The sequence below is a fragment of the Synechococcus sp. R5-15 genome, from assembly GCF_047462035.1.
GTDB lineage: Bacteria > Cyanobacteriota > Cyanobacteriia > Thermostichales > Thermostichaceae > Thermostichus.
The window spans coordinates 39,169-60,658 of the sequence record NZ_JANSIK010000008.1 but is presented as its reverse complement, the minus strand read 5'-3'; the positions used below and the strand labels follow the sequence as shown (position 1 = coordinate 60,658).

General features: G+C 60.8%; 15 protein-coding genes. 6 read left to right on the top strand and 9 right to left on the bottom strand.

Annotated features, from left to right (window positions below):
* Positions 1-28: 28 nt before the first annotated feature.
* Entirely contained in the window at positions 29-2,122 is a 2,094-nt protein-coding gene (locus NW839_RS01010) for an SH3 domain-containing protein (RefSeq protein WP_414349698.1), read from the top strand.
* Between the two features lie 115 nt (positions 2,123-2,237).
* Positions 2,238-3,221, top strand: a complete 984-nt coding sequence (locus tag NW839_RS01005) for an energy-coupling factor transporter transmembrane component T family protein (RefSeq protein WP_414349697.1) — start codon at positions 2,238-2,240, stop codon at positions 3,219-3,221.
* Between the two features lie 24 nt (positions 3,222-3,245).
* On the opposite strand, the gene NW839_RS01000 is transcribed toward NW839_RS01005, so the two are convergent.
* From NW839_RS01000 to NW839_RS00990, 3 genes are all read right to left on the bottom strand, one after another.
* Positions 3,246-6,176, bottom strand: coding sequence for a GAF domain-containing protein (locus NW839_RS01000; protein ID WP_414349696.1), 2,931 nt, complete (start codon positions 6,174-6,176; stop codon positions 3,246-3,248).
* Between the two features lie 356 nt (positions 6,177-6,532).
* Positions 6,533-7,150 carry an NADPH-dependent FMN reductase gene (locus NW839_RS00995; RefSeq protein ID WP_414349695.1) on the bottom strand — a complete coding sequence of 206 codons (618 nt, stop codon included), beginning with the start codon at positions 7,148-7,150 and terminating at the stop codon, positions 6,533-6,535.
* Positions 7,151-7,295: 145 nt separating this feature from the next.
* Positions 7,296-9,617, bottom strand: a complete 2,322-nt coding sequence (locus NW839_RS00990; protein WP_414349694.1) for a spermidine synthase — start codon at positions 9,615-9,617, stop codon at positions 7,296-7,298.
* Positions 9,618-9,885: 268 nt separating this feature from the next.
* Here NW839_RS00990 and NW839_RS00985 point away from each other — a divergent pair, with 268 nt between their 5' ends.
* A complete protein-coding gene (locus NW839_RS00985; protein ID WP_414349693.1) occupies positions 9,886-10,824 on the top strand; it encodes an alpha/beta fold hydrolase in 939 nt (312 codons plus the stop codon).
* Between the two features lie 67 nt (positions 10,825-10,891).
* Here NW839_RS00985 and NW839_RS00980 read toward each other — a convergent pair whose 3' ends face one another.
* Positions 10,892-11,374 carry a pyridoxamine 5'-phosphate oxidase family protein gene (locus NW839_RS00980; RefSeq protein WP_414328820.1) on the bottom strand — a complete coding sequence of 161 codons (483 nt, stop codon included), beginning with the start codon at positions 11,372-11,374 and terminating at the stop codon, positions 10,892-10,894.
* Between the two features lie 199 nt (positions 11,375-11,573).
* On the opposite strand from NW839_RS00980, the gene NW839_RS00975 reads away from it, so the two are divergent.
* Positions 11,574-11,795, top strand: a complete 222-nt coding sequence (locus NW839_RS00975; RefSeq protein ID WP_414349692.1) for a high light inducible protein — start codon at positions 11,574-11,576, stop codon at positions 11,793-11,795.
* Between the two features lie 340 nt (positions 11,796-12,135).
* Here the strand turns inward: NW839_RS00975 and NW839_RS00970 are convergent, their stop codons facing one another.
* The 3 genes from NW839_RS00970 to NW839_RS00960 form a co-directional block, all read right to left on the bottom strand.
* Complete coding sequence (locus NW839_RS00970; RefSeq protein ID WP_414349691.1) at positions 12,136-14,322, bottom strand: CHASE2 domain-containing protein; 2,187 nt, start codon at positions 14,320-14,322, stop codon at positions 12,136-12,138.
* Between the two features lie 175 nt (positions 14,323-14,497).
* Entirely contained in the window at positions 14,498-16,636 is a 2,139-nt protein-coding gene (locus tag NW839_RS00965) for a polyribonucleotide nucleotidyltransferase (protein WP_414349690.1), read from the bottom strand.
* A 59-nt stretch (positions 16,637-16,695) separates the two neighbouring features.
* The gene (locus NW839_RS00960; protein ID WP_414349689.1) at positions 16,696-16,977 is read right to left on the bottom strand and encodes a MoaD/ThiS family protein; all 282 of its coding nucleotides are present in this window, start codon (positions 16,975-16,977) and stop codon (positions 16,696-16,698) included.
* Between the two features lie 251 nt (positions 16,978-17,228).
* On the opposite strand from NW839_RS00960, the gene NW839_RS00955 reads away from it, so the two are divergent.
* Together NW839_RS00955 and NW839_RS00950 are read left to right on the top strand one after the other, a co-directional pair.
* The gene (locus NW839_RS00955; protein ID WP_414349688.1) at positions 17,229-18,161 is read left to right on the top strand and encodes an arylamine N-acetyltransferase family protein; all 933 of its coding nucleotides are present in this window, start codon (positions 17,229-17,231) and stop codon (positions 18,159-18,161) included.
* Between the two features lie 71 nt (positions 18,162-18,232).
* Positions 18,233-19,873: a 2-isopropylmalate synthase gene (locus NW839_RS00950; RefSeq protein WP_414349687.1), complete on the top strand. Its 1,641-nt coding sequence runs from the start codon at positions 18,233-18,235 to the stop codon at positions 19,871-19,873.
* Between the two features lie 130 nt (positions 19,874-20,003).
* Here NW839_RS00950 and NW839_RS00945 read toward each other — a convergent pair whose 3' ends face one another.
* Together NW839_RS00945 and NW839_RS00940 are read right to left on the bottom strand one after the other, a co-directional pair.
* Positions 20,004-21,032, bottom strand: coding sequence for an ATP-binding cassette domain-containing protein (locus tag NW839_RS00945; protein WP_011433056.1), 1,029 nt, complete (start codon positions 21,030-21,032; stop codon positions 20,004-20,006).
* 133 nt (positions 21,033-21,165) lie between these two features.
* The gene (locus NW839_RS00940) at positions 21,166-21,369 is read right to left on the bottom strand and encodes a phycobilisome linker polypeptide (protein ID WP_011433055.1); all 204 of its coding nucleotides are present in this window, start codon (positions 21,367-21,369) and stop codon (positions 21,166-21,168) included.
* Positions 21,370-21,490 lie beyond the last annotated feature (121 nt).

Genomic DNA, 21,490 nt, shown 5'->3' with positions numbered 1-21,490 from the left:
CACGAACAGGAGAGCGCGGACAAAAACCATGACGGTGCGGGTGCCCCTCGACTATTATCGGGTTTTGATGCTGTCGGCACGGGCAGATGAGCATCAGATTGAACAGGCATACCGGGAGCGGATCGATCTCAAGCCGGGCGAGCGCTCCTGGCTGTCGGGGTTCTCGCCACAGGCTGTGGAAGCTCGCGCCCAGATGATCCAAGAGGCGGCTTCTGTGCTGCTGAACCCTGAGGCACGACGAAACTACGACGAACACCTCATGCCAACGGATCCCACCTTAACGGTGGAGGAAACACGCTTGCCGGGAGTGCTGTGCTTGTATTGCGAAGCCGGAGAGTACCAGGCTGCGTTGGACTTGGCTCAACACCTGTTGGAGCAGGGCCACCCTGCTCGTTCCGATGCCATTTTGGCGCGGGCCATCGCTCGTCTGGAACTGGGTCGAGAAGCCTGGCAACAGGGATCCTACGAAGAGGCGGCGCGTTCTTTACAGGCGGGCTTGGCGGAGCTGGAGGAGTATCAGGCCTTTCCGCAGATGCAAGCGGAGATCCGTATCGATTTGGGCAAGCTGCGTCCCTATCGCATTTTGCAACTCCTCAGCCAAAGTGCTCCCGCCCAAGCTGGAAGAGAGACTCTTGTGCTCCGCACCGCTGATGCGAATGGGGAGCGGCAGCAGGGACTGGCTCTCCTCAAAGCCATGCTGGACGAACGGGGCGGCATCGAGGGGGTGGGGCAGGATGGCTCTGGCCTCAGCACCGAAGATTTCCTGCGCTTTATCCAACGGGTACGTCGCCACCTCACCCTCAAAGAACAGCAAGAGCTGTTCGAGCAGGAGGCTGAGCGTCCCTCGATGGTGGCCGCCTACTTGGCCGTGCAGGTGTTGCTGGCGGCAGGTTATCTGGAAAATCGTCCGGCCCTGGTGCGGCGTGCTCGCGGCTACCTGGCTCGTCTGGCGCAGCGGCAAGATGTACACCTGGAGCAAGCCATCTGTAGTCTGTTGCTGGGGCAGACCGAAGAGGCGCTCGCCCATCTGCGCTCCACCCAGGAAGTAGAGGCCCTGCAATTTATTGAGGAACACTCCGCCGGTTCTCCCGACCATCTGCCGGGTCTGTGCCGCTTCACAGAAAAATGGTTTCAGGAGGAGGTGTTCCCGGAGTTCCGCGGTCTGGAAGCCGCCCAAGTGACGTTGCAAGCCTACTTCGACAACCCCCAAGTACAAGCTTACCTGGACGAAATGCCCAGCCGCGAAGACCCGCCGGCAGGGATGCTCTCTCCCAGTGCTCCGCACCGCTGTCGCGAACAAGCCCCCCATCCCCCACCTCATTTGCCTGCCGTGGTGGGTCCTGAGCCAACCCAGGAATTGTATCGCCCACCCGCCCCTTGGCAACAGGGGGTGCCAGAACCCCCGCGCCTCTCGGATTTGCCCTCTTACCGCAGCACCCCCAAGGCGGGCGTCTCTGCTCTTGCGGATGAGAGTTCTAGTGCTCCGCACCGCTGTCGCGAACGCGCCCAAGACCGTTCCCCTCAGGGGGACGGAGTCCAGGGCCTAAGGTCCGCTGGCGCGATCGGTTTGCAGGATGTGGAGCGTTACCGCCGCAGCCGCTTGGGGGGCCGTAAGCGTCCTACCTTTCCCGCTGGCGTTCGTTTGGGCTCCGCACCGCTGGCGCGAATGGCCGGGGTGGTCGGTGTGGGCATCCTCTCCCTATTGGTCATCTGGCAAATGTTGCGGGGCCTCTTCACGCCGCCGCCGGCACCACCGCTGGAGCAACCCCAGGTGCAAATTGAGCAGCCGCCGGTTGACATATCGCTACGCGACGCCTCCGCGAACGACAATCCCGGCCAGACGGAACTCACTCCCCCGCCTGAGCTAACCGGCCCTCTGGCGGAGTGGCAAGGAGTACAACAGGTGCGGGTGGTCTCCAACGATGGCCTCAACATTCGCCAGCAACCCAGCCTGACGGGAGCCATTGTCGGGACAGCCCCACGCCAAGCCCTGCTGCGGGTGGTGGAGGTGCAGGCTGGGGAGGGACAGGTGCCCGTCTGGCTGCGCATTGAGCGAGATGGCGCGCCCGGGGGATGGGTCGCCGCCCAGTCGGGCTCCACCCGTCTGGTGGAACGGCTCTAGCTCTCCCTTGCTGCCAGCTGTTATTGCTCCGCAACGCTGCTGCGACCGCGCTACGGGGACGGAGTTCTCGGTCCCGCCCTTTTAAGGGGTATAGTCTGCTTCCTTCTCAACTGTTGTGGATATTCTGCGCAATGCCCCGCTGGGGATTTATCTGGAAGAGCCTCGCACCTGGCTACATTGCCTGGATCCGCGGGTTAAGCTGGCCTGGCTGCTCAGCTTTCTCCTCAGCCCCATTTTGGCCGGCAATGGTTGGCGCTTGGCCGTGGTGGTGGCTCTTCTGCTGCTAACTGTGGCGGCCCGTCTGCCGCGCCGGGTTTGGTCGGGCCAACTCTCCCTGGTGCTGGCCCTGAGCCTGCTCACCTTTGGGATCACCAGCTTGGCGCCGGATGGATTGGGGGTTTTTCCCCAACCGCAACGGCAGGATATGCAGGTGGTGGGCTATGGGCTGACCGGGATCCCCGCTGTTCCCGTTAGCGGTGCAGGGCACTTCGACTTGGCCGTAGAACAGGGATCCCCAAACCGTGCCTGGCGGGCGCAAACCCGTGCCTGGCAAACTCCTTATCGCTACCGCCTGGTTCAGTTTTCCCTATTGGGACGAACCTTTCAGGTCTCCCGCCGTTCTCTATCGGTGGCGCTGCGGCTGGGCACCCTCATTTTTACGTTGCTCTACGCTACCCATTTGTTTCTGTTGACCACGGCCCCCGAAGAAATTGCCGAGGGGATCGGCCAATGGTTGCAGCCTCTCAAGCGTTGGAGATGGCCGATTGCCGAAGTAATTCTCACCCTCACCTTGGCGCTGCGCTTTCTGCCTTTGGTGATGGAAGAGGTGCAAAACTTGGCGCGGGCGGTGCGAACTCGGGATGTGCGCTGGGGATCCCTGAGTTTCCGGGGCGGGATGCAAACCCTGCTGGCCTTGGTGGAGCGCTTTTTTGAAAACTTGCTCCTGCGTGCCGAACAGACGGCTATGGCAATGCAGGCCCGTGGGCTGACCGGCCCAGACCATCCCCTGCGCTGGCACCGCCTACAACTGCGGCGGCTGGATCGCGGCCTACTGGCTCTACTGCCCCTGTTTTGGCTGCTCAGAACCTTGTCCCCCTAAGGTGACCGGCAACACAGCTTTTTCCTACCCAGGGGGATGGGGCTCGTCGCTGCCCATCGGCAGGAGCAGCCGAGAGACACAACGCCCATCGGAAGAGAGGTAAAAGGAGAGCTGGCCCCCCATCCGCTGCACCACCCGTTGACACAGGCTGAGTTCCAGACCAGGACTTACCGATAGAGGCGACTTGAGCAGAGGATCTGCGTAGATCACCTGCTCTGGCCCCAACTGAAGGGCGGCCATCAGGTGAGGGTCGAAGCTGCCCTGATCCACCACCAGCAGCTCTGCATAGCCAAAGGGCTCCGCATCGCTATCGCGAACGCTGGCTTGGCTCCACAGATCCAGCCGCCCCCCTTCCGGGCTGCGCAAAATAGCGGCTGTCAACACCTCCCAGAGCACCATCTCCAGTCGTTCGGGATCCCCCTGGATGGTAAGGCTCATGTCCCCATGGGCCCGCGGCCATAACTTGCGTTTTTGGGTCAGGGCCTCCACTCGGCGCAGGCTTTTGCGCACCAAGGTTGCCAAGGGCACCGACCGCGACTGCGGCTGCACCTGCCAAGTTTCCGACTGCAACAACGGCCTTGTGGAGACGGTCAGATCCCGCAGCCCTCTGCCAATTTCCACTACTTTTTGCCAGCGGGTGGCTTCGTCTCCGGGGATCTCCGGCACCTGACCCAGGCGGTGCAGGCTGTCCAGAAGGGCATTCTGCATATCCAGCAGGCGGCGGTGCTTGTACCAGTTCAACTCCCTGAGCACCTCCTGCCGCTCTTGCAAAGTTTGCATCCAGAGCAAGCGCCGCAGCGTCCAGCCGCAGGTCTGGGCGATCAGCATCACAGCCGCCCGCTCGTCGGGATCCCAAACCTTGCCCGCTTCTGCCCCCAAGATCAAAACTCCCAAAGCTCCCGCCTGCGAGGAGTTTGTCTCCCCCAGCGCCACCAGCAGCCAGGATCCCAGGCCGGCAGCAAAGTGCTCCGCACCGCTGACGCGACTGAGCCAAGTGCGGCTGGCAGGGGGGATCTGCTCCTGGGTGAGCGGCAGAGGTTCTGCCGACTGCAGCGCGTAGGCCAGTAGGGGATCTTGCAGGTCGATCTCGGTGGGGCCGGTCTCCGTCCCGGCAGCGGTAGTAAAAGGCCCCTGGAGCTGAGCCCGGCTTTCCCCCGGCTGCCAACTGACCACCAGCGCCAGAGGGATCCCCAGCAATTGGGCCGTCTGTCGAGTGGTAGTGGTGTACAGATCTGACAAGGTGGCCGAGTTTTGCAAGGTTAAACAAGTGGTGATCAGGCCCTTGAGCAACTGCTCTTGTCGTTGCCGGCGTTGTTCTGACCGAATTTGCCGCAGGATCACCCCCACCTGTTGGGCAATCCCCCGCAGCAGTTGCCGCTCTTCCCGGCTCCAGGCCCGTAGCTGGGGATGCAACACCAAGAGCAGCCCTTCCACGGGTGTGTTGGCCCCGGTATGGGTCAGCATCAGGGAACGAACTCCTGCCAGTTCCTGCCGCCAAGAGAGCAGGCGCAGATCTTGGTCGTAGTTTTCTGCCACGACCACCTCGCTGCGCATGAGATCCTGCCAGTCCTGGTCGCTCAGAGGGCTGAGCTGCTGTGGCAAAGTCTGCTTGCCTTCCCTGCGGTACTCGTAGAAGAGGCGGGGGATGGGGCTGTCGGGATCCACCGTCAACACGGCCACTGCACCGACTTTCAGGCGCTGGGCCAGGCCGACAACGGCTTGCTGGAGAGCCTGTTGCAGCTCCGCCGGGTTGTAAAGCGAGCGGCCCACCTGTTGCACAAACTCTTGGTCATCGGCCAACTGGCGAATGCGGCGATCCAGATTTTCTAGGGGGGCAGCCAAGGCCAACCCATTGGCGGCAGCAGCTACCAACTGTCGCTCAGCGGCTTGCCAGGTACGGGGCACATCCGATTGCACCCAGATGAACCCCAGCAGATCCTTTTCCAGCAAAATCGGGGCCGCCAAAACGGCCTGGGCCCGCAACTGCTGCATCAGCTTGGGGGGAACCTCAGAGCGAGTCGTCCCTGTGCCGCCCACCACCACCTGGCCATCGGCGAGGGTGTAGTACATGTCCCCCAATTCCCGCAGCGAAAGGCTGACCTCTCCTGTCGGCCCTGCTCCGACTTTAGCCCCTTTGGGAACAGGGGGCTGAGAGGACTCCGTCCCCCCGCTGTTGCCAACAGCTTTGGGGGCGCTTCCATGGGGGACGAACTGCCCCTGGCCGCGCTCGTGCCAATACACCTGAATGTGGACGGCGCCCAGGAAAGACTGTAGCTCTTGCTTCACCCAGCTGACCCGTTCCTGCAGGGATCCCGCCTGGCGCATCGCCGTTCCCAACCTCAGGAGTGGATCCTCAAGGCGCTTTTCGGTCTGCTGCTGCCAAGCGTTTTCCAACTCCTGCAGAGAGGCTGCCAACTGCCCCAGCAAAATTCCCAAGAGAGCCTTTTCGTCCTCATGGGTGGTAACCCCCCACATTTGGGATCCCAACATCAGGATCCCCAAGCAGCGCCGCCGTCCCACTGCCGTTCGCGACAGCGGGCCGTAGGCCGAGAAGGGATAAATGAAACAGCCCTGGATCCCGCCCAGTCGCCTGGCCTCCCGCTGCCAAATGCCCATGCGCGGTTCCTGAGAGAGGTCGGGCAGGCTGATCGGTCGCTGCTCGATCACCACCTGCTCCAGGATCTCCCCCGGCTGTAGAGGATGCACCGCTCGCAGTAGGGTTTGATCCTCAAGAAGGGTCACTCCCCCCTGGCCCACCAACTGGTGATTTGGATAGTCGTAAAAGGCCAGCCAGATCAGCGGCGCCCCAAACACCGCCTTGACATACTCCAGCGTGAGCTGAACGAGGGTGTTGGCATCGCTCTGCTCCCGCATCTGCTGCAAGGTTGCTTGCAGGGCCACCAGGGGAGATATTGGCCCAGCTCTATCGGAATGAGGGGGAACAGACTGAACCATACCTGTGTGGAGCTATTCTGCGGGTTCCTCTGCAAGTCAATGCCCTCTCAGCCAGATCTCCGTCGGATCTGAGCCTTATTTGTTGCTGGGCAACGCTGAGGCAACAGGTGAGAAGAAGAGAGCCCGGACTTGTTGCTGTTTGGAACAACTTTGGCATACTCTCCGCCCCAAGGGGCAGGGATTCTCGACGTCGGGCGTTCGCCCCATCCTCGACGCAGTGAAAGATTTGGTTTTCATCTCTCACCCAGCCCCAGTGTAGTCTGTCTGCAGCCGTCCTTCATGGCTTCCTAACTTCCCTGGGGTTGGTCGCGGAACGCTTGGAGAGTGTCTCAATCTAGTTTGGAATGACTGTAATTTCAGGAAGGCTTCACCACTGGGATCCCGCGCAGCTTGTGAGTATGGGTCACCAAGCTCTGGACAAAGTGTTGAAAGCGCTGTTTTAGCTTCTCGTCTTTGAGATTGCCTTGCTCGTCAAAAGCGCTCCAAGCCCGACCGATGGCGATTTGCTCTGGGATCACCCAGCCATGCACCCAACGCACAATCAAGCGCATCTGGTTCAGGGTATTGCTGTTGCTCTCGCCGCCCAAAACGCTGATTAACCCAAAGACCTTACCCTCCAGTTGCTCAAAACTCAACAGATCCAGTGCATTTTTCAGGCTGCCGCTGATGCCGCCGTGGTACTCCGGGCTGGCTAGGATGATCCCATCCGCCCGCTTCATGGTTGCTCGTAGGACTGCCACATCGGGATAATCCGCATAGGACTCCGAGCCATCCACAAAGGGCAACTTCATCTGCCGCAGATCGAGGATGTGCAACGGGATCCCCAACTTCTCAAACTCGCGCCGCGCCACCTCCAGCGCCTGGTACGTCAGGGAATTGGGCCGCAAGCTGCCCCCGATTGCCACGAAACGAGCCGCAGAGGTTTCAGCCATGGTGGTTTGAGGATTGCCAGTGAGGGCTTGTAGAGGAGACATGGGCCGGACTCCCGAGCAGACATCAGTTACGTTGCAAACAATCATAACTCATACCAACTTCGAGTTGTAAAGATTTCCTTAACTTTTCTGCTCCGCAACGCTAACACGTTTGCCGAAGGGTCGCGTAGCGATAGCAGCCGGATTCCTATCCAGAACTGGGGATCTGGATACCCTTTAGCAAAGGGATCCAAGGCCAGCGGATCACCTGCAGCAGGTTGGAAAAGTCATCCCGCCAGACGGGATCCCCGGCTTGGGGCAAAAGGGGCTGCCAGGGATCCAGTTCCTGCAGGACTCCAGAGTTTTGGGCCAAAGGGCTCCGCCCTGCTGAGGCGGTCGTCGAAGCGTCGCGCGGCGATAACAGCACCCAGTGGGAAGGGGCCAGCCCCGCCTGGCGTTGCTCAGGGGAGAGATCCCGGTGGTCTTGGTGCCAAGCGTGAAGCTGCAGGGATCCGGCCAGGCCAGCCAACAGCGGTGCCAGGTCGAGGTGGCGGTTGGTGATGTTGAAGAGCAGCCAGCCGTGGGGCTTGAGCTTGCTGAGGTAGAGGGCCAAAGCCTCTTGCGTGAGCAAATGCACCGGCACTGCGTCAGAGCTGAAGGCGTCCATCACCATCAGGTCATAGCTGCCCTCTGGGATCCCCTTGAGGCTGAGCCGGGCATCACCGAGGATGACCTGCACCCGCGCCCGCGTCTGGGCCCACCGGAGATAGGAAAAATAGCGCCCCGCCCAATCGGCCACGGTGGGATCCAACTCGAAAAACGTCCACTCATCCCCTGGCTCGGCATAGGCGGCCAACGTGCCGATCCCCAGCCCCAACACCGCAATGGCGGGCGTGGGATCCACAGTCTGGGCTCTGAACGCCGCAAACACCTGCCCAACCGGCCCAGACCGAGAAAAATAGGTCAGCGGCTCCAGCGCTTTTTCCGGGTCCAAGTTTTGGCTGCCGTGTAGAGTGGTGCCGTGCAGAAGGCTGCGGAAGGATCCCTGCTCAGTTTGGTATTCCACGATCCGGTTGAGGCCGAAGGCGCTGCGCTCGCTGTGGATCACCTGCAGTCCCGGCTGCAGCCAGGGTTGCCCCAGCAGCACAACCAACCCCGCCATTGCTCCCACCCAACCGACCTTGGCCTGCCAGCCAGGGGCTCCGCTCTGCTGCTGTGAACGGCTCTCCCCTGACACCAACAGCGCCAGCACCGCCCAGCCCAACGCCAAACCCACCCCAGCGCCCACCTGCAGCAACGCCTGCGGTTGAAAGTGCAACAGCAGCAAAGGCAGGAGCAGCCCCAGCCCCAGCCACAGGCCCACCCGCCCCCCCTGCGCCCCTAGCACGGCCAGCGACATCCCCAGCAACAGGGGATATTCCAGCACCGTCTCAAACACCTGCGGTGCCAAGAGGGCAGAGAACATTCCCCCCAAACTCCCCCCCAAAGCCAGCCACAGGTAAAACTGCGTCAACTGCTCCACCGGCGGGCGACGGCAAGCCAACCGGCTGTGGCAGCCCCAGCTCACCAGCCCAAAGGTGGTCAGATGCAGCGGCAAAAGCAAAAAACCCGGCCTCACCCAGCCCAAGACCTGTACCCCCACCGCCCCGCAGGCCAGAAGAGCTGTCGTTCCCAAAACCCCCTTATTGGGGTGGATCCCCCCGAAAGCCAGCATGAGTGTCAGCAGATAGATCCCCAGAGGAATGGCCCACAACAGGGGCACTGCCGCCACGTCGGTGGTCAACAAGGTGGTGACCGCCACCAACAGGCCCGCCGGCAAAAAAGCCAGACCCGCCCAGCGCCAACGCTCTCGCCAGGAAACAGTCAAATCCCCCGGAGCAGCGCCGGATCCCTGGGAATCTGCCCCGCGTTCTTGTTGCTCCGCAACGCTGTTGCGACTGAGCAGCAGACCCACCCCGCTTAGCAGCACCAGGGCTGCCACCAGCGCGTAGGATCCCGTCCACAGGAGAGTTTGCCAAGCCAAAGACAGACGAGGCTCCAACACCAGCGGGTACCCCAGCAGCCCGCCCAAGCTGCCGGCATTGCTGGCCACATAGAGAAAATAGGGATCCAAAGCCTCCCGTTGCCCCGCGACCCCTCTTGCCGCCAACCCCCGTTGCAGCAACGGCGTCGTCGCCGACAGGAGAAACAGCGGCACCCCAGCTCCCAAAGTCAAGTTTGCCAACAGAGCGAGAGGGGGCCACCATCCTTCCGGTTGGCCGGGGATCCCCAGCTGAAAGGGCAGAAGCCTCAGCCCGACCAGCAGCAAGATCCCGTGGATCAGCACCCCCATCCTGGGATTGAGGCCGCGCCCCAGCCGGTCTGCCCACAGGTAGCCCAAAAGCAGGGTGGCCTGAAAAAAGGCCAGGCAGGTATTCCACACCAGGGGGGATCCCCCCCACAGCGGCAGCAGCAACTTGCCCAGCAGCAACTGTCCCCAAAAGAGGCAAAAAGCGCTGCCAAACAAGCTGAGGCCAACCAGCCAAATCAAAGCCGACCTACCGCAAACCCCTCAACTGCCAGTATTGCCCACTTTCTCCCGGAAGCTTGAGATGGGATGTTGTAGCCGCTTGGTGGTGCCCCTTGGGATCACCCAACTCAGAGGAAGGCCGATCCTTGTTCCTCGATTCAAGTGCGCCAACGGGTGGAAGGGGGCCACCCTCCGCCAGTACTCTCAGTTGCCCCGATCACAAGGACTTTGTCCCGCTGTCGCGAACGGTTAGGATCGCAACGCTGACTCAAACCTACACTGCACCCCCATGTTGCCATGCAGCGCCAACGCGAACACAGAGCATCGCTGGCTCTGGCGTGACCAGCCCATTCGCTACCAACAGTCGGGATCCACAGGCCCAGCCGTGTTGCTGATCCATGGCTTCGGGGCCAGCAGCGACCATTGGCGGAAAAATTTGCCGGAGCTGGGGCAGCACTGTCAGGTGTATGCGGTCGATTTGTTGGGGTTTGGGGGATCCGCCAAGCCCCTGCCGGGATCCCCTTTGCCCTACACCTTTGAGACCTGGGGATCCCTGGTGGCCGATTTTGTGCGGGAGGTGATGGGCCAGCCGGCCTACCTGGTGGGCAACTCGATTGGGGGCATCGTGGCTTTGCAGGCGGCGGTTCTGGATCCAGCCCAGGTTTTAGGGGTAGCGATGTTGGATCCCTCGCTGCGGCTATTGCACGAGCGGAAACGGGGCCAGGTCTCCTGGCTGCGCCGCCAGTTTACCCCTTTGCTGCAATCCCTGCTGGGGTGGCCCCCCTTTGGTCGTTTCTTCTTTGCTCAGGTGGCCCAGGCTAGGGCCATTCGCAATATCCTCCTCCAAGCCTACGGGCGCAAAGAAGCGGTTACCGAGGAGCTGATCCAGCTTTTGCTCAAACCCGCTTTGGAGCCGGGGGCGGCAGAGGTCTTTTTGGCCTTTGTGCGCTATTCTCAGGGGCCTTTGGCTGAAGATCTCTTGCCTCAGCTCACCTGTCCCGTCTTGATCTTGTGGGGGGAAGCGGATCCCTGGGAACCCATTGCTCTGGGGCGGGCCCTGGCAGAGTTTCCTTGCGTGGTGGGGTTCATCCCATTGCCGGGGGTCGGCCATTGCCCCCAGGATGAAGCCCCCGAGCTGGTCAACCCGCTGCTGTTGGACTGGATCCGGGATCCCACCCGAAAACCTGAGAAAGGACTCCATTCTCTCCCCCCAGAAGAGGGGAGCTAGGAAGCGGCGCAGCAAGAGCTTCCCTGGGCTCAAGGATGGCGCGGGCTGCCCTTGGAATTCTCATAATCTACGCCCGACCAAGGTGCTCCAGTTGATCCAGGTTGGGGCCCCTCAGCCGGAATGCCTGGCCAAACCCCTGGATGAAGCTGCCAGCTTTGGGGATGATCTGACAGAAGTGAAAATCCGCCAAGCCCAGGATCATCTCGGCAATCTCGTACTTGGCGCGGTAGAGGGCTTCAAACCCCTGCGCCTGCGCCTCCTCGCGGCTGAGAAACTGGGCTTCTCCGCTCACCATCACCCGCGGCAGGGCGTGGTTACTGCGGGGATCCCCTGGCGTAGGCGGCTCGTGGATGAGTAGCGCGGCCCGGGGATCTGCCCGCAAAGCCTGGGTGTGGCCAGAAAGATCGCTGATGACAATGGCAAAGCGCAAGGGATCCCGCTGCACCACAAAAGGCACCAACGACACCGCCGGGGATCCCTGCTCCAGCACCGCCAAGCTGGCCACCGGCTGGCCATCCAGCAGCATATTTAACTGTTCCAGCACCGACATGGTTGTCCTCCAGTCCCCTTGCTATTATCAGCTCCCCTGTACTGGGACAAGAGCCACAACCCTGCTTACAGGCTGTTCCTGGCCTGGTTGAACTCTGCCCGGCAGCTCGGAACATTGGGCGTCAACAACGTTGTAAATAAAACTTTACAATCCTATGCAAAGCGAGCTACGCTGGTGAAGAAAGCACAAGGAGAACCCTATGACCCGATATCGCTCCGTTGTCGTCGAAGAAGGTGGTCGGCTGAACAACTACGCCATTGAGCCAGAAATGTATGTGGACAGCACCCCCCGCGTGGGCTTCACCGAATATGCAGAGCGCTTGAACGGGCGTTTGGCGATGATCGGCTTTGTTGCCCTGATCCTGTTTGAAGCTCTGTCCGGTACCACCCTGCTCGGCTGGCTGCAATCCCTGGGCCGATAGGCCAAAGAACGCTTCCTAGGAAGAGGGCTGTCTCTAATCGCCGATTGACTGTTCGCGATAGTGGGACGGAGTCCTCACTTTGCTGCACAGTTCTCTACAACCTGATGTGCAAACGCTAGGCAGTTGTGCGAGTGTGCAGAGAGCGGGTGGTTAGGTTTATGTTTCTAGACCCCAGCTACCGTTTGAAATGTACCCCAAGCTCTGGGGGAACTAACGCCTGTGGAGACTCCTCTGGCGGGGTGGTAGGTCTAAAACCTACCGCTAGTCAAGGGTTGCTGAAGCAGGAAGAAAGCAACAGCGCTGAGCAAAAATCTGTTCTGTTCAGTGCTGTGTAGGTCTTTCAGAGCGGCATCTCCCAGTGCAGCTCGACATGGGTATGGCCTTCCGGGGTGCGGGTGCGGTGCCAAGATCCCTTGGGTAGATAGCGGGCGATGGTGTTCATGGCCTTGCTGCCGTAGCCGCCGCTGAGGCCGGGAGCGTACTCGATACCATCGTTGACCACGGAAAGGCAGCAGTGGCGCTCCGTTTGGGCCAGCGACACCTTGACAAAGGAAGCATTGCCTTTGGGGGGTTGTACATGGGCGATGACATTGCCGATGGCCTCCCGCAAAAAGCGCAAGATGTCTTCTCGCTGATCAAACCACTCACCGGTGTTGGGCTCCTGCAGAGGTTGCAGTTGGCGCTCCACAGACAGCGTCAGGCTGCCCGCTTGGATCAGCTCGTCCAGATAGATCTCGATGCCGCGATGCAACCCCTCTCGCAAGCTGGGGGAGATGCGCAGCTTGGCGGCTAGGGTGCGCACATCGTTGAGCTGATTCCGGATCCCGCGTCCGATCCTCTCCAGTTGCTCGAGCAGGTGGTCGTAGACGGTGGGATCGGGAGCTTTTCCCTGGTGCTGCTGCCATTGCAAGCTCTCCAAGTTGTCCATCACCACCTTCAGCTCCTGCAGCTCGCGATCGTGAATGTCGGTGGCTACTCGGTAGAGCAGCTTGCGAGCCTGGTCAATGGCGGCCTCCTGTTCGGCTCGGCGCAGGCGCTCCAGTTCCTGTTGCTGGGCCAAGAGCCGTTCTTGATTCTCCACAATGACCAAAGTGAGCAGCAGGCTCACCCCCGTTAGCCCACTGGCCAGGGCCGGCAAGACGAGAGGCCAAACCCAACGCCCCAGTAGAAACTGGGCCACAGCCCACCCTTCGTAAACGGCAAGCCCCACCACAGGCCGCAGGAGAAACTGCTGTTGCTTCCAGCCCCAAGGGCTCAAAAGTGCTCCGCACCGCTGACGCGAACGTAGGGGGGGACGATAAAGCACCAAGAGCAGTCCCGTTCCCACTCCCAGCAGCAAAACCACCGCAGCCGCCACCCCCTCTGGCACAGATTGGTAGACCTCTCCGGTGAGCAGGCTGGAGAGGATTTGCGCCTGCAACTCCACCGCCGCAATCTGGGATCCATCCGCAGTCCGCACCGGGAAGGTCTCTGGATAGCCGCCCACAAAGCCCACCAGGACAATTTTGTCCCGCAATTGGTCGGCAACTTCGGGATCGAGGGGAGGGATCCCTTCTTGGCCGCGGCAGGCTTGGCTGGGGTTGATCATCGGGGCAACAGACCCGGATCCTGCCTGGAGAACAGCTGGAGGGCAAACCCGTTCGATGGGGATGATGGGGATCCCGTGCTGGGAGCCGAGGGGGTTGAATTGAATCGGCTGCAAACCCCGTTCTCGAAACCAGCGGCTGGCCCGCTCCGGGTCGTATTTGGCAAAAGCCAGAGCCTCGACCGAGGCGAACATCTGCTCCTCTTGGCTGTCGCGGCGCAGGTAGAGCCCCCGCAGCTGGGCCTGGCGCAGGATCCCGGCACTGTCTACCCGATGTTGCACCACCCCCTGCACATGCTCTGGCGGCACCAAGTACTCCAGCCGCAGGGAAGAAAAGGGCAGGAAATGGTTGTAGATGTTAATCTCGGAGCGGCCAAAGCTCTCGCTGCTGCGGGTGGCCAAGACCAAGCGATCTGGGTAGCGCTGTACCACCTGACGTAGAGGGGCATCTAAGTTCTCGTTGCCCAGGTTTTGCGGCACCACAAAGCTGCTGGGCAGGTTCAGCACCACCACCCTGGCCTTGGCTTCTTCCAATAGACGCAACGTCAGGCCGGCGTAGTTGGCCCGTTCCAGAAGGAAGTCAACTTGATGTTGGCCAAGGTGCTCTGCACCACTGGTGCGGCCATTGCTTTCCCCCTGTCCGCTGTTCCCGTTAGCGGGAACGTGCTCCGCACCGCTGTCGCGATCGAGTCCTATACGACCATCAATGCCGACGATCACCACCTCGGGAGAAGGCTGCTGAGGGCCACGCCAAGCGTACAGCCACTCCTGGGCGTCGCTCTCCATCCGCACCAACAAAGGGTGCTGAGCGGAAAGGTTGAGCAGAGCAGCCCAACCCAAGCCCCAAGCCAAGGCCCAGCCCAGCCGCCGCCGGGAGGGGGACAGTCGAGCTGGAGAAGTATAGCCTTGGCCAACGAGAAAGGGAGGGACGGGATCCGGCATATTGCAAAGGGCTTTGCACCGCTGACGCGACCACACGAACGGCAGTGCAGACGCGAGCCAGCTAAAAAGCGCTCCGCACCGCTGTCGCGATGGAGTTTTCTCTGCCATTTTGGCCGCTGCCGGCGGCTGTCGAGGGGATCCCTGGCCCCCCCGTTGCTGGGGGAAAACCGCAGCCTCAGTGGTGATGGTTGCGCACCCGCGCTGCTTCCTCAGGGCTAATGCCGAGGCGAGTGAGGTTGATGCGGCCTTTGTGATCGATGCTGCGCACCTTGACCACCACCTCATCCTCCACAGCCACCTCATCTTCCACCCTGCCGACGCGGTACTCCGCCAGTTGCGAAATGTGGATCATGCCTTCTTTGCCGGGCAAAAACTCCACAAAAGCGCCGATGGGGATGATGCGGGTCACCTTGCCCAAATACACCTGCCCCTCTTCCACCCGCCGCACCAGATTTTCGATCATCTCCCGAGCGGCTTCGGCTTGCCCCCCCACCGAGGAAGACACGGTGATCGTGCCATCGTCGCTGATGTCCACCTTGGCCCCCGTCGCTTCGGTGATGCCGCGCACCGTCTTGCCGCCAGGGCCGATAATCTTGCCGATATCCTCGGGATCCACCTTGAACGTGAGCAGACGGGGAGCTGTTTTGGCCAACTGGGGTCGAGGGGCGGCAATGGTCTCCAGCATCTTGTCGAGGATGAACTCGCGTCCGGCCTTGGCTTGCCGGATGGCCTGTTCCACCACGTCAACGGTGATGCCGGTGATTTTCATGTCCATTTGCAGAGCGGTGATCCCCGCCCGCGTACCGGCCACCTTGAAGTCCATGTCGCCCAGAAAGTCCTCGATCCCCTGGATGTCGGTGAGGATGCGCACCTCGTCCCCCTCCTTGATAAGACCCATGGCCACCCCGCTGACCGGCGCTTTGATCGGCACCCCAGCATCCATTAGGGAAAGAGTGGAGCCACAGACGGATCCCATCGAGGTGGAGCCGTTGGAGGAGAGCACTTCCGAGACCACCCTCACCACATAGGGAAACTCCTCTTCCTTGGGCAGCACCGGCACCAAGGCCCGCTCCGCCAGCGCCCCATGACCAATCTCCCGCCGTCCCGGCGAGCGTGAAGGCCGCGTTTCTCCCACTGAAAAGCCCGGAAAATTGTAGTGGTGCATGTAGCGCTTCTCATCCACCGGGTGCAAGTCGTCCAGCTCCTGGGCATCGCCGGGGGTGCCGAGGGTAGTGATGGAAAGGACTTGGGTGAGGCCGCGATTGAACAAGGCACTGCCGTGAACCCTTGGGATCAAACCCACCCGGCAAGAGACCGGTCGCACCTCGTCCAGCTTGCGCCCATCCACCCGCACCCCCTCTTGCAGGATCTGCTGGCGCATCAGCTTCTTGAGCAGAGCCTTGAACTGGTTGTCCAACTCCTTGGGATTTTCCAGAAGATAGAGCCGCAAGGGATCCCCCTCTGGCCGTTCCTGGATTTGGGCCTCCAGCTTGGCCTTGAGCTCCTCCAGTTGCTGTTCCCGGCTGGTCTTGTCCAAAAACTGCCTGAGAATGGAGCGAATGCCCTCCTGAGCCTGCTCTTCTACAAAGGCAATCAGCTCCTCGTTTTTGGGGGGAGGGGGCAGCTCTACCGGGGTGATGTTGAGATCCGCCAGGACTTGCTGTTGGGCTTTGAGCAGCTCCTGGATGGCCTCAAAACCAAACTCGATGGCCTCCACCACATCCTTTTCCGGCAGTTGGTTGGCCCCGGCTTCCACCATGATCACGCCATCGGCACAGCCGGCCACCACCAAATCCAGATCGCCCGCCTCAATTTCGGCATAAGTGGGGTTGAGGATAAATTCATCCTTGACCAAGCCCACCCGCACCGCCGCCACCGGGCCGTTGAAGGGGATGCGAGCACCGTGAATGGCCAACGAGGCTCCCAAAATACACAACACATCGGGCGGCACCGTATCATCTACAGAGAGGGTGGTGGCCACCACCTGCACATCATCCCGCAGCCATTCCGGGAACAACGGACGAATGGGTCGGTCTATTAAGCGAGAGATCAAAGTGGCCCGTTCCGGTGGCCGGCCTTCTCGCCGCAGATATCCCCCTGGGATCCGCCCCGCTGCGTAGAGGCGCTCTTCGTAATCGACCAACAAGGGCATAAAATCAACGCCAGGCCGGCCTGGCTGCCGTGTGGCGGTAACCAAAATCGAGGTTTCGCCCGAAGTCAGCCAAACCCCACACCCTGCCTGAGGGGCCATCAGCCCAATATTGATGTCAATTTCCCGCCCATAAAAGGAAATCGACCGAGTGTATTCTGCCATGTAACGCTTCGCCTTCTTTTTTTCTTGCCGCTATCGTAGCATTCTCCTTCTGTGCCTTTTCAGCCCCCGCTGACCGGAGGGATCAGGACGACTTCGTCTTCCGCCGATAGGTGGGTGTCGGCAGCTACAAAATTGAGGTTGAGACCGAAACGGGTTTGGGAGCGCCAAGGAGCCAAGCTGGGGTAGCGCTGGATCAGTTGATCGCACAGTTGCCCGACGGTGGTACCAGGGCTCACCTGCAGGCGCATCTCGGTTTGTCCGATTACTTCTTGATAGACGGCAAAGAGCTTCAGCGTGATGGGAAAAAGCTCATCGGAGGGCAAATTTTGGGCAGCAGCCATCGGTAGCGCTCCCACCTGCTTTGGACGGTCTTGTAAACCATCTTGGGCAAGCTTGGGCCTGGCCGTCCACCAGAATCCTCTGCCCATCTCCTACTCATCAGGGATCCCTACAGCCACAGAAAAATCGGCTCCGGGGAAAAGATGCCGTCTTTCAGATTCCAGTGAACTGTTCTTCTGGCTCTGGCCGGGGATTCGTGGCAAGGCTAGGGTAGGTCAAAAGCTTGCTTGGCAGCCAACCGGTTTCTGTGCTGATGCTAGAGCCACTGACCCCCTCCCAAATCAGGGCCTACTTGGATCGGATCGGCTACGTTGGCTCCACCCAGCCCACCCTGCAAACCCTCCGCCAGATCCACCGAGCCCACCTGCTGCGGGTGCCGTTTGAAAATCTGGACATTCATCGGGGTCGCGCCATTTGCCTGGAGCGGGATTTCTTGTTCCAAAAAATCGTCCGAGAGCGGCGGGGCGGCTTTTGCTTTGAGCTGAACAGCCTGCTGGCCGCTGCCTTGCAGGGAATGGGGTTTTCGGTACACCTGCTCTCAGGACAGGTGAGCCGCGCCGTTCGCGCTACTCCGACGGAGTCCGATGTCCGCTTTGGACCTGAGTGCGACCACTTGGCTGTGCAGGTGAACATCGGCGATGAAGCCTGGCTGGCAGATGTGGGGTATGGGGAGGCCTTTCGCGAGCCGTTGCGGCTGGGGGATCCCGGGATTCAAGCCCAGGCTGAAGGACGCTACCGCCTCACCCCTTGGCCAGGGGATCCCACTGCTTGCCGTTATTGGCTCATTCAGCAGGAACAGCCGGATCGCACCTGGAAAACTCTATTTCTTCTGGATCGGATCCCACGCTCCCTGCAGGAGTTCGAGCCCATGTGCCACTTTCACCAAACTTCGCCAGAATCGATGTTTACCCGGCTGCGCCTTTGCACCCTGGCCACTCCGACCGGACGGGTCACCCTCACCGCCCGCGCCAATGGCTCTTTTAAGTGGATCGAGACCACCCCAGAAGGCCGCTGGGAACACCCTCTCAGGGATGAGAAAGAGTATGAACAACTGCTCGCCTGCGCCTTCGGGATCTGCCTTCCCCCATCTCCTGCCGCCGCTGGGGATCCCAGGGGAAAGGTTGCAAGACCCAAGCCCAATGACGTCTCAACAGAGCCCACCCGAATCTTCCCCAAACAAGGCTAGAACCCCTGCCAGTTAATGTCCCAGTTAATGTCAGAATAATGAGGTAGTGTTTCGTTATCCCAGTAACCGTTATGGATGCTGCCGCGGTCGCCGGGTTTGATGGCCAAGCTTTGGATCATGTACTCATTTTCGACACCACCCTGCGAGACGGGGAGCAGTGCCCCGGCGCCACCCTCAACACCGAAGAAAAGCTGGCCATTGCCCGGCAGTTGGCCCGGCTGGGCGTCGATATCATCGAAGCGGGATTTGCCTATGCCAGCCCTGGTGACTTTGAGGCCGTGCAGAAGGTGGCCGAGCAGGTGGGAACCCCCGATGGCCCTGTGATTTGCAGCCTGGCCCGTGCCCTAAAGCCGGACATTGAGGCCGCCGCCGCCGCCCTGAAGCCTGCTGCCAAGCCCCGCATCCACACCTTCATCTCCACCTCCGACATTCACCTGAAGTATCAGTTGCGCAAAACCCGCGCTGAGGTGCTGCAAATTGCCGAAGAGATGGTGGCCTACGCCAAGTCCTTCGTGGAGGATGTGGAGTTTTCCATGATGGATGCCACCCGCTCTGACCCAGAGTTCCTATACCAGGTCATCGAGGCGGCCATTCGGGCGGGGGCCAAAACCATCAACATCCCCGATACCGTCGGCTACGTCATGCCGGAGGAGTTTGGCCAACTGATCAAGGGCATCCGCGAGAACGTGCCCAACATCAAGCAAGCGATCCTTTCTGTGCACGGCCACGACGATCTGGGCGTCTCGGTGGCCAACTTCTTGGAAGCGATTAAGCAGGGCGCCCGTCAGGTGGAAGTGACGGTCAACGGCATTGGTGAGCGGGCCGGCAACACAGCCCTGGAAGAGTTGGTGATGGCCCTGCACGTGCGGCGCAGCTACTTCAACCCCTACTTCGGCCTGCCGGTGGACTCCGAGAAGCCCCTCACCCACATCAAAACTCAGGAGATCTATCGCACCTCGCGCCTCGTCTCCAACCTCACTGGCATGTTGGTGCAGCCCAACAAGGCTATCGTCGGCTCCAACGCCTTTGCCCACGAATCTGGCATCCACCAGGACGGCATGTTGAAGAACCGCCAGACCTATGAGATCATGGATGCCCAGACCATCGGCCTGCAATCGAGCACCTTGGTGTTGGGCAAGCACTCGGGCCGCAACGCCTTTCGCACCCGCCTCAAAGAACTGGGGTTCGAGCTGTCGGAGCAGGATCTGAACAAGGCCTTCTTGCGCTTCAAAGAGCTGGCTGACAAGAAAAAAGAAATCTCCGACCTGGATCTGGAAGCGATTGTTAACGACGAAACTCGCCCGGTGCCCGAACTCTACCGCCTGGAGCATGTGCAAGTGGTGTGTGGCAATCGAGAGGCTCCCACCGCCACGGTGCGCCTGGTAACCCCGGAAGGGGAAGAGCGGGTGGACGCTGCCGTGGGCACAGGCCCGGTGGATGCGGTGTACAAGGCCATCAACCGCATTGTCAATATCCCCAACAAGTTAATCGAGTTTTCTGTCCAATCGGTTACTGCCGGCATCGACGCCATTGGGGAAGTCACCATCCGCCTGCGCCACGAAGACCGCATCTTTTCCGGCCATGCCGCCAACACCGACATCATCGTCGCTTCGGCCCAAGCCTACATGAATGCCCTCAACAAGCTCTACTCTGCGCTGCACGCGGCACGCTCGACGGCTGACCAGCGCGAGGCTGCTGCCCAGAAGATCTGAGGGAAGGGTTAGGGAATCCCAGTCGTTTCCAACAAAGCTGGGATCCTTCGCTGCTGACCCTCACCCCCAGCCCCTCTCCTCTTGGGGAAGAAGGGAGCCCACGCTCAACCTAACCCTGTTGCAAATGACCCTATGGGCTGGCCGAAGGGATCCCATCCGCAAACACCCGCCCGATCACTTCCTCAATGGGCGGGTCGGTTACCGTTAGATCCAGCACATCCAGCTCTGCCAAGAGCTTGGCCACCGTTTGGGTGAGCTGCTCCCGCTGCACCCACAGCCGCGCCTCACAGCTGCCCGGATCCCCGTCCGTGCGCACCTCTCCATAGAGCTGCAGTTGGGCAACAGGGCAAGGGCGAGCCAATTTCAACCTCACCTCTCGGTAGGGGGCAAAGCGCTCCAGCAATGCCTCGAGGTCGCCATCGTACATGAGCTGCCCCGCGTTGATGACCAGCACCCGTTGGCACAGCGCAGTAATATCGGCCATGTAATGGCTGGTCAACAGCACCGTTGCTCCATAGCGGCGGTTGTAATCCCGCAGAAATTGCCGCACGCCGGCCTGGGCGTTGACATCCAACCCCAAGGTGGGCTCGTCCAAAAACAAGATCTGCGGGCGGTGCAACAGAGCCGCCAACAGCTCCGCCTTCATCCGCTCCCCCAAGGAAAGCTTGCGCACTGGTTGCTTCAGCTTGCTTTCTAGGTCGAGCAGCTCCGCCAGCTCCCCCACCCGCTCCCGAAACTCCTTCTCAGGGATCTCGTAAACGGCAGCGTTGATGCGCAAAGAGTCCATTGCCGGCAGATCCCAAATGAGCTGCTGCTTCTGCCCCATCACCAGGGTGATCTGCCGCAAAAACGCCGGCTCCCGGCGGTAAGGCACATGACCCACCACTTGCACCGTGCCGCCGGACGGATAGATCAAACCAGTCAACATCTTGAGGGTAGTGGTCTTGCCCGCCCCGTTGGGCCCCAAAAATCCCACCATCTCCCCCGGCTGAACTTGAAAGCTCACGGACTGCACTGCCGGGATGTGGCGATAGGTGCGGCGAAAAAAGTGGCGCAGGGTGCCAACCACTCCGGGATCCTTGACGGCCACCGGGTAAACCTTGCTCAGGTTGTGGGCAGCGATGATTGGCTCCAACCGGGTCGGCACATCAGGCAACATCTACCCCCACCCCTACAAAACGGCCAGATCCGCTACCCCAACCCCAAGAACAGAGCTTCCAGAGCTGGGCATACCGGATCTGCAGAGGGCTATTTCTCAGTATCCGAGGGAAAGCAACGAACGAATAGGGGAACTACAGCAGTCCTACGTCCATCCCAGGCTTACCCGTGGCCAGCTCCACCTTTAGGATGCGGCCACCCGATTTCTGGATGCGCTGCTGTTCCCGAAACCAGTTCTCATAGGGCACCAGCTTGGTGAAGTAGGTATTTTGCAGCTCCCGCTGGGTGCGAATTCGGGTTTGGCTGGGCACACAGGCCGTGATCTTGAACATGCGCATGATATGGGATCCCCGCTCAACAACAAAATGGGCTATCTTGACCAGCAAAACAGGCGACTCACCCCAGAAAGCTCGCGTACTTCAGCTAGCACACCAGATCCCTGTGGCAAATCGCCCGCCG

Excerpts from the sequence above, each read along its gene's own strand:
- NW839_RS00940 (WP_011433055.1), bottom strand. The coding sequence starts at position 21,369 with ATGCGCATGTTCAAGATCACGGCCTGTGTGCCCAGCCAAACCCGAATT.
- NW839_RS00970 (WP_414349691.1), bottom strand. The coding sequence starts at position 14,322 with ATGCCGGATCCCGTCCCTCCCTTTCTCGTTGGCCAAGGCTATACTTCT.
- NW839_RS00995 (WP_414349695.1), bottom strand. The coding sequence starts at position 7,150 with ATGTCTCCTCTACAAGCCCTCACTGGCAATCCTCAAACCACCATGGCT.
- NW839_RS00960 (WP_414349689.1), bottom strand. The coding sequence starts at position 16,977 with ATGGCTGCTGCCCAAAATTTGCCCTCCGATGAGCTTTTTCCCATCACG.
- NW839_RS00955 (WP_414349688.1), top strand. The coding sequence starts at position 17,229 with ATGCTAGAGCCACTGACCCCCTCCCAAATCAGGGCCTACTTGGATCGG.
- NW839_RS00965 (WP_414349690.1), bottom strand. The coding sequence starts at position 16,636 with ATGGCAGAATACACTCGGTCGATTTCCTTTTATGGGCGGGAAATTGAC.
- NW839_RS00945 (WP_011433056.1), bottom strand. The coding sequence starts at position 21,032 with ATGTTGCCTGATGTGCCGACCCGGTTGGAGCCAATCATCGCTGCCCAC.
- NW839_RS00980 (WP_414328820.1), bottom strand. The coding sequence starts at position 11,374 with ATGTCGGTGCTGGAACAGTTAAATATGCTGCTGGATGGCCAGCCGGTG.
- NW839_RS00975 (WP_414349692.1), top strand. The coding sequence starts at position 11,574 with ATGACCCGATATCGCTCCGTTGTCGTCGAAGAAGGTGGTCGGCTGAAC.
- NW839_RS01000 (WP_414349696.1), bottom strand. The coding sequence starts at position 6,176 with ATGGTTCAGTCTGTTCCCCCTCATTCCGATAGAGCTGGGCCAATATCT.
- NW839_RS00950 (WP_414349687.1), top strand. The coding sequence starts at position 18,233 with ATGGATGCTGCCGCGGTCGCCGGGTTTGATGGCCAAGCTTTGGATCAT.
- NW839_RS00985 (WP_414349693.1), top strand. The coding sequence starts at position 9,886 with ATGTTGCCATGCAGCGCCAACGCGAACACAGAGCATCGCTGGCTCTGG.
- NW839_RS01010 (WP_414349698.1), top strand. The coding sequence starts at position 29 with ATGACGGTGCGGGTGCCCCTCGACTATTATCGGGTTTTGATGCTGTCG.